Annotated in this window: 13 protein-coding genes; 3 read left to right on the forward strand and 10 right to left on the reverse strand. The window is 67.4% G+C overall.

The window, feature by feature from the left end:
• Positions 1-344: 344 nt before the first annotated feature.
• From coaD to U1839_RS26315, 6 genes are all read right to left on the reverse strand, one after another.
• The gene (coaD, locus tag U1839_RS26290; protein ID WP_443030665.1) at positions 345-845 is read right to left on the reverse strand and encodes a pantetheine-phosphate adenylyltransferase; all 501 of its coding nucleotides are present in this window, start codon (positions 843-845) and stop codon (positions 345-347) included.
• 15 nt (positions 846-860) lie between these two features.
• Positions 861-1,760: a polyprenyl synthetase family protein gene (locus tag U1839_RS26295; protein ID WP_332806518.1), complete on the reverse strand. Its 900-nt coding sequence runs from the start codon at positions 1,758-1,760 to the stop codon at positions 861-863.
• 4 nt (positions 1,761-1,764) lie between these two features.
• Entirely contained in the window at positions 1,765-2,004 is a 240-nt protein-coding gene (locus U1839_RS26300; protein WP_332806519.1) for an exodeoxyribonuclease VII small subunit, read from the reverse strand.
• A 57-nt stretch (positions 2,005-2,061) separates the two neighbouring features.
• Positions 2,062-2,319: a GlsB/YeaQ/YmgE family stress response membrane protein gene (locus tag U1839_RS26305; RefSeq protein ID WP_332806520.1), complete on the reverse strand. Its 258-nt coding sequence runs from the start codon at positions 2,317-2,319 to the stop codon at positions 2,062-2,064.
• 156 nt (positions 2,320-2,475) lie between these two features.
• Positions 2,476-2,814 (reverse strand): hypothetical protein, encoded by a 339-nt coding sequence (locus U1839_RS26310; RefSeq protein WP_332806521.1) that lies wholly within the window; start codon positions 2,812-2,814, stop codon positions 2,476-2,478.
• Positions 2,815-2,820: 6 nt separating this feature from the next.
• On the reverse strand, positions 2,821-3,198 hold the full coding sequence (locus U1839_RS26315; RefSeq protein WP_332806522.1) for a hypothetical protein: 378 nt from the start codon (positions 3,196-3,198) through the stop codon (positions 2,821-2,823).
• Between the two features lie 118 nt (positions 3,199-3,316).
• Between U1839_RS26315 and U1839_RS26320 the strand changes: the two genes are divergently transcribed.
• The gene (locus U1839_RS26320; RefSeq protein WP_332806523.1) at positions 3,317-3,505 is read left to right on the forward strand and encodes a hypothetical protein; all 189 of its coding nucleotides are present in this window, start codon (positions 3,317-3,319) and stop codon (positions 3,503-3,505) included.
• A 27-nt stretch (positions 3,506-3,532) separates the two neighbouring features.
• On the opposite strand, the gene U1839_RS26325 is transcribed toward U1839_RS26320, so the two are convergent.
• Entirely contained in the window at positions 3,533-5,269 is a 1,737-nt protein-coding gene (locus U1839_RS26325) for a methyl-accepting chemotaxis protein (protein ID WP_332806524.1), read from the reverse strand.
• 136 nt (positions 5,270-5,405) lie between these two features.
• Between U1839_RS26325 and U1839_RS26330 the strand changes: the two genes are divergently transcribed.
• Positions 5,406-5,558, forward strand: coding sequence for a hypothetical protein (locus tag U1839_RS26330; RefSeq protein WP_332806525.1), 153 nt, complete (start codon positions 5,406-5,408; stop codon positions 5,556-5,558).
• Positions 5,555-6,046, forward strand: a complete 492-nt coding sequence (locus U1839_RS26335) for a hypothetical protein (protein ID WP_332806526.1) — start codon at positions 5,555-5,557, stop codon at positions 6,044-6,046. Before U1839_RS26330 ends, U1839_RS26335 begins: the two co-directional genes overlap by 4 nt.
• Positions 6,047-6,399: 353 nt before the next feature.
• Here the strand turns inward: U1839_RS26335 and U1839_RS26340 are convergent, their stop codons facing one another.
• From U1839_RS26340 to U1839_RS26350, 3 genes are all read right to left on the reverse strand, one after another.
• Complete coding sequence (locus U1839_RS26340) at positions 6,400-8,094, reverse strand: long-chain-fatty-acid--CoA ligase (RefSeq protein WP_332806527.1); 1,695 nt, start codon at positions 8,092-8,094, stop codon at positions 6,400-6,402.
• Between the two features lie 55 nt (positions 8,095-8,149).
• On the reverse strand, positions 8,150-8,347 hold the full coding sequence (locus U1839_RS26345; RefSeq protein ID WP_332806528.1) for a hypothetical protein: 198 nt from the start codon (positions 8,345-8,347) through the stop codon (positions 8,150-8,152).
• 109 nt (positions 8,348-8,456) lie between these two features.
• The gene (locus U1839_RS26350; protein ID WP_332806529.1) at positions 8,457-8,924 is read right to left on the reverse strand and encodes a DUF6790 family protein; all 468 of its coding nucleotides are present in this window, start codon (positions 8,922-8,924) and stop codon (positions 8,457-8,459) included.
• Between the last annotated feature and the right edge of the window lie 229 nt (positions 8,925-9,153).

Below are 9,153 nucleotides of genomic sequence, written 5' to 3' on the forward strand. Positions count from 1 at the left end.
ATCTTCACCCTATGCTATCGCCGCCACGTTCTGGCGCAGGTCGACCTGCGCCAGAACATCGTTCAACCTGTTCACCATGTCCCCGAACACCTGTCCACCTTGTCTCCGGTCTAAACACTCCGCTGGGGAGGGGGACCATTTGCTTCTTCAGCAAATGGTGGAGGGGCTTGGAGCGCGAGGCCCGCGCACCGCGCTCCAAGCCCCTCCACCGCTTCGCGGTCCCCCTCCCCGTGCCGGGGAGGATCGGAAAGAGAAGCCGCGCCTAATCGTGTATTCAGCGCTACCCTTGGCGCCCCCACGCGACCGTCATTCTCGTCGCCCCACTGACCCGGCCCGATCGCCCGTCAGCTCCCCTTGCGCCCGATCTTCGCCACCCGCGCGGCAACGTCGGCGGCGACCGGGGGGGTGACGAACGGGTCGATCGGCCCGCCATACATCGCGATTTCCTTGACCAGCCGGCTGTGGATCGGCTGCAGCGAGACGTCGGCCATCAGGAACACCGTCTCGACGCGCGGGTTGATCTGCTGGTTCATCCCCGCCATCTGATATTCATATTCGAAATCGGCCACCGCGCGCAGCCCGCGCACGATGACGCGCGCACCCTCGCGCTCGGCAAAGTCCATCAGCAGCGAATCGAAGCGCACGACATGGATCTCGCCATCGATGTCGGCCACCTCGCGCTGCACCATCGCCATGCGTTCGTCGAGGTTGAACATCGGCGATTTGGACGGGTTGGTCGTCACGCCGATCACCAGCCGGTCGACCAGTTTCGCGCCGCGCCGGATGATGTCCATATGGCCGAGCGTGATCGGGTCGAAGGTCCCCGGATAGACGCCGGTGCGGATGGTCATGGAATGTCCTTAGCGGTCGCGTTCGAGAACGAAGCGCGCGATCGCGCGCAGCAGATCGGCCTCGCTGCCATAGGAATGAAGATGCTCGATCGCCTGGTCGACCAGCATGCGCGCCTGGCTGCGCGCGCGGTCGATGCCGAGCAGCGACAGGAAGGTCTCCTTGCCCGCGCCCTCATCCTTGCGCAGCTTCTTGCCGGCGGCTTCCTCGTCGCCCTCGACGTCGAGAATGTCGTCGGCGATCTGGAAGGCGAGGCCGAGGTCGCGGGCATAACCGCGCAGCCCCGTGCGGCCCTCGGGCGCGATCCGGCCGAGGATCGCCCCGGCCTCGACCGACGCGGCGATCAGCGCGCCGGTCTTCATCGCCTGGAGCCGCGTCACGGTGTTGAGGTCGAAGCTGGTCTTCTCCGCCTCCAGATCCATCATTTGCCCGCCGGCCATGCCGGTGGGGCCGGCGGCGCGCGCCAGGTCGAGCACCAGCTCGGCACGGACGAACGGGTCGGGATGCGTCGCCACGTCGGCGAGGATCTCGAAGGCGAGCGCGTGGAGACAATCGCCCGCCAAGATCGCGGTCGCCTCGTCGAACAGCTTGTGGACGGTCGGCTTGCCGCGACGCAGATCGTCATTGTCCATCGCCGGCAGGTCGTCATGGATCAGCGAATAGACATGGATGCACTCGATCGCGACCGCCGCGCGCCCGGTGCAGTCGCGATCGACACCGAACAGGCCAGCGGTGGCGAACACCAGCAGCGGCCGCAACCGCTTGCCGCCGCCAATCGTCGCGTGGCGCATCGCGCGATACAGGTCGGCGCGCGGATCGTCGGGGATCGCCAGCAGCCGGTCGAAACGGCGATCGACATCGGCACCGACCTGGGTCAGCGCGGCTTGCAGCGAAAGCGTGCGGTTCGCCATCGGTTCAGCCGGCGGCAAAGGGCTGGGTTCCGGTCGGGCGCCCCTCGCCATCGAGCCTGATCGCCTCGATTCGCGCCTGCGCGGCGTTCAGCCGCTCGGCACACGTCTTGCGTAGCGTGTCGCCACGTTCGTACAGGTCGATCGCGTCTTGCAACGGTACCTCACCGCTTTCCAGCCGGCCGACGATTTTTTCCAGTTCCGCGAGCGCGGCTTCGAATGACAGGTCGGTGGGCGGCGTTTCCATGATCACGCTATGCGGCACCGGGGCGAGGGGGGTCAACCACCCCTTCGCCCCGATTGCTCAACCGATATGCAAAAGATGCGCGACGAAGATCAGCAGCATCGCACCGATGATCGACATGACGAAGCCCGCCGGGTGGAGTGGCTGGTCGGCCGAACCCGGGCTGAGCAAGCGGCCGATCAGGCCGCCGACGAACGATCCGCCGATGCCGAGCAACGCGCTCATGAACAGGCCCATATGGATCGCGCCCGGATAGACCCAGCGTGCGAGAATGCCGACGATCGCGCCGACGATGAACATCCGAATCACATGAAACATGGACTTCTCCCTCCCCTCCCGGGCCCCGGAGACTGACATGCCCGGATCGGCGCCGCAATCTTTTCGATAACGAAACGTCCCGCGGATTTCCGCCGCAAACCTTGCCTGCGCCGATGATTCTACGGCGACCTGGCTGACCCGGGTCGGCCGAGCGGGTCAGCCCGACAGCGCGGCGGTCAGCGCGAGCACCGGCGGGCTGAACGCCAGCGGCCGCATCGCCGCCGCGGCGAGCGTGATGGTTGCAAAGCCCCAATAATAAGCCGGGTGGATCCGCCCGCGCGTGACGAGATCGTAGATCATCGCGGCCGCGACGTAGAGCGTCAAAAGCACCCAGATCGTCCAGATGATCCAGCTGCCGAGCAACGGCAGCGGCAACAGCCGCCCGACGCCCGGTGCCATCACCTGGATCGCGCCGCACAGCATCAGCCGGCGGTGCCAGTCGATCGACCCGCGCGCCCGCACCCCGGCCCAGGTCAGGCCGGCGAAGACGATCACCGTCAGCTAGTCCATCACCAGAAACACGTTGGGCGGGAAGAAGGGCGGCACCCGGTGGTTCATCACGGTCAGCGTCGTCACGCTCATCCCGACCAGTACTGCCCAGCCGACATAAGCCGCGGCGACCATGCCGAGCCGGCGGTGCTGCGCGACATTGCCGCGATAGACCAGCAGGTTCTGCGTCACATAGATGCCGAGCCAGCCCATGAAGGTCAGGCCGTGCAAATGCACCCACCAGGGCGACGCCAGGCTCGATCGTCCCGCGACGAATTGCAGCGTGAACCCGGCGATCACCGTCGCCGCGATGACGAGCGCCATGATCAGGAAGAAGCCGCGCTCGCGGTTCGCCGCCTGCGGCTGCACGCTTTCCGCCAGTGTCGCCATGTCGTTCTATCCCCCCGGAAAAACCGACGCGCCCTTAACAGATATTCGCGGGCGGTGCCAGCCATTGTCGGGTGCGCCGGCAACGCGGCCGATTTGCGCGCCGCGTCGTGACACTTTTATGAAACTGCCCTATCATGAGGGAATGCAGCAGGATTCGAGCTTGATCACGGGACGTCGACCGGAACCCGATCTGCCGGGCCGGTGGGGCATCTATTCGGTCCAGCACGACAAGTGGATCGACGTCGTCTTCGCCTCGGAGCGCGAGGCGCTCGAGGCGCTCAAGGTGCTCAAGCCCCGCCCGGCCTGACGCACCCGGCCTGACGGCCACGACCGGTCAGGCGGACCGCAATTCGTCGATCACGCGGCGCAGCGCACCGTCCACCGTCTCGGCATCGCTACCGAGCTTGCGCGCCTCGGCCTGGAGCGCGCCGGCGACGACACCGGTGCTTTCGGCGGTCTCGCCCAGATTGGCCATGTGGCTGCTCACCGTGGCGAGGTTGTCGAGCGCCAGCCCCATGCCGCGGCTGATCCCCTTGCTGACGTCGCCCTGCTGCGCCATCGCGCTGGCGACCAGCGCCGCATGCCGCTCGATTTGCGCGATCGCCTCGTCGATCGCCTCCAGCGCAAGGCCGGCATTGCTTGCCGCCGAGCGGATACTCTCGACTTGCCCGTCGACCTCGATCGTCGCGCCCGCGGTCTGCTTGGCGAGATTGCCCATCTCGGCCGCGACCACTGCGAAACCCTTGCCCGCCTCGCCGACGCGCGCCGCCTCGATCGTCGCGTTGAGCGCGAGCAACGTCGCCTGCTGCGCCACGCTGCGGATCAGTTCGGCCATCGCGGCGACCTGATCGGCCTTGTCCGACAGGGTGGCGACCTGGCCGGTCGCGGCGCGCGAGCGCGTCGCGGCGGTCTGGATCGCCTGCGCGGCGACCTGCGTCTCGCGCTGCAGCCGGTCGCCGACCTGCGCCAGCTCGCCATTGTTCGAGAACATCGTCGCGAGGTCGCCGGTCACCTTCTCCGCCGCCCCCGCCGTCTGCCCGGCCTTGCGCCCGGCATCGATGGCGTGGCGTGCGACATCGTCGGCGGATCGCGACAGGCGCTCGGCCGAGGCGCGGAGCTTGTTGTTGACGGTCGAGACGCTGCGCTCGATCATGTCGGCGAGATCGTGGAGCAATTGCTTGCGCTGGGCGTCGAGCGCAGCACGCTGCGCGGTCTCGGCTTCGGCGAGGCGACGTTGCCGTTCGGCCTGCTGGTCCTGCGCGGCGATCGCCGCCTGCGCCTCGGCGCCGTCGCGCAGCAGGGCGTCGCGTTCGCGCGCCGCCTCGCGAAACACCGCGATCGCGCGCGCCATCGCGCCGATCGCATCGGCCCGGCCGGCATGCGGCACGGTGATCGCGGCGTCGCCGGCGGCAAGCTGCTGCATCGCGGTGCGGATGTCGTGCAGCGGGCGCAGCACGGTGCGGAAGGTGACGAGCAAGGCGATGCCGAGCGCGACCAGCGACATCAGCCCCGACACCTCGAACACACGCAGATCGGCCTGGCGCTCCAGCCGGCGCGCTTCGTCGTGCAACGCCGCGATCCGCGCCAGATCGGCCTTGATCAGCGCGTCGGCGATGGTCGAGGCGCGGCGCTCGGCCGGGCGCACGGCCTCGCGAAACAGCTGCAGCGCGCGGTTGCGATCGATCTTCGCCGCGTCGCGCACGATCGCCAGTTGCCGCAACACCTCGCGCTGGGTCTGGAAATAGTCGCGGTTCGACGCCGGCTCGGCGCGCTCCAGCGTCAGCAATTCGTCGCTGAAGTCCTTGTAGCGGCGGTTGAAGCGCTCGCCGATCTCCGTCAGCGCGAGGCGATCGGGTTCGGTCGCGAGATTGAGCGCATCGCGTTGCAGCGCGCGGCTGGTCGATCGCAGCTCGGTCAGCGCCAGCGTGCGGTCGACCTGTGCCTCGACCTCGCCCTGCGCCGCGGCGATGCCGTAACGCGCATGCTGCTCGAGCCAGATCGTGCCGATCACCACCGCGGTCATCAACGCCAGCGGCAGCATCATGCGCGCTACCAGACTTTGGCTGAACATCGATTACCCCACCGCGTGACCGACGAGCCCATGGTGCCGCGAGGTTACAGCTATGTGACTGCGACGCGGCAATTTGTCGTTGCGGGGTTCGCGCTCCCCATTGTCGCTGTCGTGCGGCTGTCCTAGCTTCGCGGCCATGAGCCCGATCGCAACCCGCCGGCATCAGATGTTCCCGGTCCTCGATGCTGCGCAGATCGCGACTGTCCGGCGCTTCGCCAGCGGCCCCGAGCGCCATTTCGCGCAGATCCGCAGCGCGATCGTCGCCAACGCCGCCGCGGCACCCGCATGAACGCCCGCCGGGCCTGGTGGCCGGCGCTGCTGCTGCTCGCCGGCTGCGGCCCGCATCGTCCGCCGCCGGCGCGTGTCATGTTCGCCGGCCTGCCCGCCAGCGGCAGCATCGCCGATGCACGCCGCGCCGGCTTTACCGACTGCATGCAGCCCGACGCGATAAGCCTGCACTGCGCCCGCCACGGCGTGATGTTCGCCGGCACCGGGCCATACGAGGCCGCAGTCGATCTGGTCGGCGGCGACGGCAGCGGCGGCTTCGATCAGCTGACCTTGTGGCACCCGCGCGATCAATATGCCGTCTATGCGATCACCGAGGCGCTCGATCGCCAGGGCTGGCAGCATTGCAACACCGGCACCGACGATCGCGGCGACCAGATGATCTACACCCGCAAGGGTGCCCCGGTCAGGATCTCGATGGACCTGAGCTACTGGAGCAAGCGCCGCGTGCGCGTGATCCCGGCGTGGAACAAGGCGGAGCGGCGCTGCTGAGGCACGGGCCGTGGCGTTCGGCCCCACGCCGCATCTGGCGGATCAGCGCCTGTGGGTCGGATGACATCGGCTGCAATTGCCCCCGGTCCGTCGGTGCATTCTGCAGAAAATCCGACCTATATCGTCGCATCTCTTCCGCTTCCCCGGCGAAGGCCGGGGCCCAGTCGGGATAGCGGATATGATGAGCGGCAACGCCCGTCGCAGCGTCCCCCGACTGGGCCCCGGCCTTCGCCGGGGAAGTCAGGAAGACAGCGCTGCTACGCGTTTCGCGGTCCAGATTTCACGCAGCCCGCTCTGGCCCTTCCTTCACAAGAAGCGCTCAGAGAAAGCCCCACCGCCCGCGCCGTCCCCCGCTACACCCCACCCTCGGCCATCACCTCGGCCACCAGGTCCTTGCGGCTGAGCTTGCCGATCATCGTCTTGGGCATCGTCGCGCGCACCACCACCTGGTCGACGCGCTCGTGCCGGCCGAGCTGCGGGTTGAGCCACGCCGCCAGCGTCGCGCCGTCCACCTCGGCGCCGGCATTGAGCGTGACATAAGCGCGCGGATGCTCGCCGCGATAGGCGTCGGGCAGGCCGATCACCAACGCCTCCTTCACTGCCGGATGGTGGTACAGCACCGCCTCGACCTGGCTCGGGAACACCTTGAACCCCGACACCGCGATCATGTCCTTCAGCCGGTCGACGATGCGGATGAAGCCGTCTTCGTCGATCGCCCCGACATCGCCGGTGCGCAGCCAGCGCGTCCCCGCGGCATCGCTGATGAACACCTCGGCATCGGCCTCGGGCCGCCGCCAATATCCCTTCATGATCTGCGGACCCGCCACGACGATCTCGCCCGGCTCGCCGTCGGCCACCGGCAAATTGGGGTCGATCTTGTCGACCAGCCTGACATGCGTGCCGGGGATCGGCTGGCCGATCGTCCCGGCCTTGCCCGCGCCCTCGTACGGATTGGCCGAGATCACCCCGGCGCTCTCCGACAGGCCATAACCCTCGACCACCACCGCCCCCGTCGCCGCCTCGAACCGCGCCTTCAATTCGGCCGACAGCGGCGCCCCGCCCGAGATGCACACCCGCAGCGAGGCGAAGTCGGTCGCGGCGATCTTGGGATGGTCGAGCAGCGCCTGGTACATCGTCGGCACGCCGGGCAGCGCGGTGGCTTTCGTCCGCCCGATCGCCGCCAGCACCTGCCCCGCGTCGAAGCGCGGCAGCATCACGATGCACCCGCCGTTGAGCACGGTGCGGTTGAGCACGCAGGTATTGGCAAAGACATGGAACAGCGGCAGCACGCCCAATATGCGGTCGGGCTCGCGGGGGTGCGGGTCGATCCCCATCACCTGCCGCGCATTGGCCGACAGATTCTGGTGCGTCAGCATCGCCCCCTTGGGCACGCCGGTCGTGCCGCCGGTATACTGGATCAGCGCGACGTCGCTTTCCGCGTCGATCGGCGGCGTGGCGTGTTTGCCGTCATTGGCGATCAGCGCGGAAAAGGCCGTCACGCGCTTGTCGTGCGGCCGCGCCGTCACCTCCTTGCGCTTGAACATGCGGTAGAGGATCGACTTGGCCGGCGGCAATGCCCCGGCGATCGATCCCACCACCAGCCGCTCCAGGCTGCTCGCGTCGAGCACTTGCAGCGCGGTCGGCAACAAAGCGCTGGCCGACAGCGTGAACAGCAGCCGCGTGCCCGAATCCTCGATCTGGTGCGCCAGCTCGGCCGCGGTGTACAGCGGCGAGAAGTTCACCGCCGTCGCGCCGAGCTTGAGGATGCCGTAATAGGCCGCGAGATAATGCGGCACATTGGGCAGGAACAGCCCGATCCGGTCGCCCTTGCCATAACCCAGCGCGGCCAGCCCCGCAGCGACGCGGTTCGCCCCGTCGGCGGTCTCGGCGAAGGAATAATGCCGGCCGAGAAAATCGATCAGCGGCGCGGCGCCATGTTCGTCGGTCGCGCGGTCGAACAGCTGCACCATCGTCAGCGGCGGAAAATAGGTCCCCCAGGGCGTGGGATGTCGATAGGCGCTGTGCCAGCTACGCTCGGGGTCACTCATTGACATTGGTGTAAGCAAGCCGCCCGATGGGCGCAAGTCGCCGCCCGGCGACGCGTCAGATAACGCGCCTGGTCGTCCAGGTCACCAGCACCGACACCGTCGCAAGACCAAGGTCGATCGCCGCCTGCACACGGTGCGGCGCGCGGTCGGCGGCGTCATGCGTCAGGATGCGGATATCGGCCGAAGGATGCCGCGCAAACGCCGCGAGCAACAGGGCCGCGCCGACCACCAATGCTATCCGCCGATTACGCACCGCGCCGTTCCTTATCGAGAAGCGGTGGATGGTAAACGAGTGTGGGGGAGGGGGCAAGGGTGCGGCGGTGATGGCCGAGCGGTGGCGCGATCATTGTCGCGCGTCCCGGCTACCTCGCGACGAGAAGCGTCCCGACGACGAATCCCGCCAAGATGATCGCAATGAAGAAGTCGCTGACCATGGCAATGCTTTCGTTGCGTCCGCGATGATCGGCGCGAACATGCTCCACCCCGGCAACGGTGTAGAATATTGCGGCACCAATGGCCGTCGGCAGCACGAAACCCGGCGCGATGAGCGAGGCCAGTCCGAGTACGCCGGAGGCCAGATTTGCGCCGCCCAGTTCGCGGACAAGCACGTAAACCTCCGGGCTCTCCACGCCCATGATGTCGCGGCTCGTAAAGGCCGGCTGGAAATATTGTCGCAGGCCGGCCAGCAACAGCCTTGCGCCGACCGCCCAGAAGGCGAACCATTTTCCGATCAGCCACAGCATCGATGTCTGATGGATCGCCGCGTCAACGGCGATCGATGCCAAAGGCAGCACCAGCATGGTGAGGATGACGACAAGCAGATAGACCATGCGTTTTCCCTCCCGAATTTCAGGCGTATCATAAGCCGGCAGCTTGTCAGCTACCCGCCCAAAATCTGGTCGTTCAATATCCAATACCGCATCTCATGGATCCGCACCTTGTAGCCCCTCCCCTTTGTTTAGACCGGAGACAAGGTGGACAGGTGTTCGGGGACATGGTGAACAGGTTGAACGATGTTCTGGCGCAGGTCGACCTGCGCCAGAACGTGGCGGCGATAGC

The organism is Parasphingomonas halimpatiens, from assembly GCF_036663795.1.
In the GTDB taxonomy this organism is placed as follows: domain Bacteria; phylum Pseudomonadota; class Alphaproteobacteria; order Sphingomonadales; family Sphingomonadaceae; genus Sphingomonas.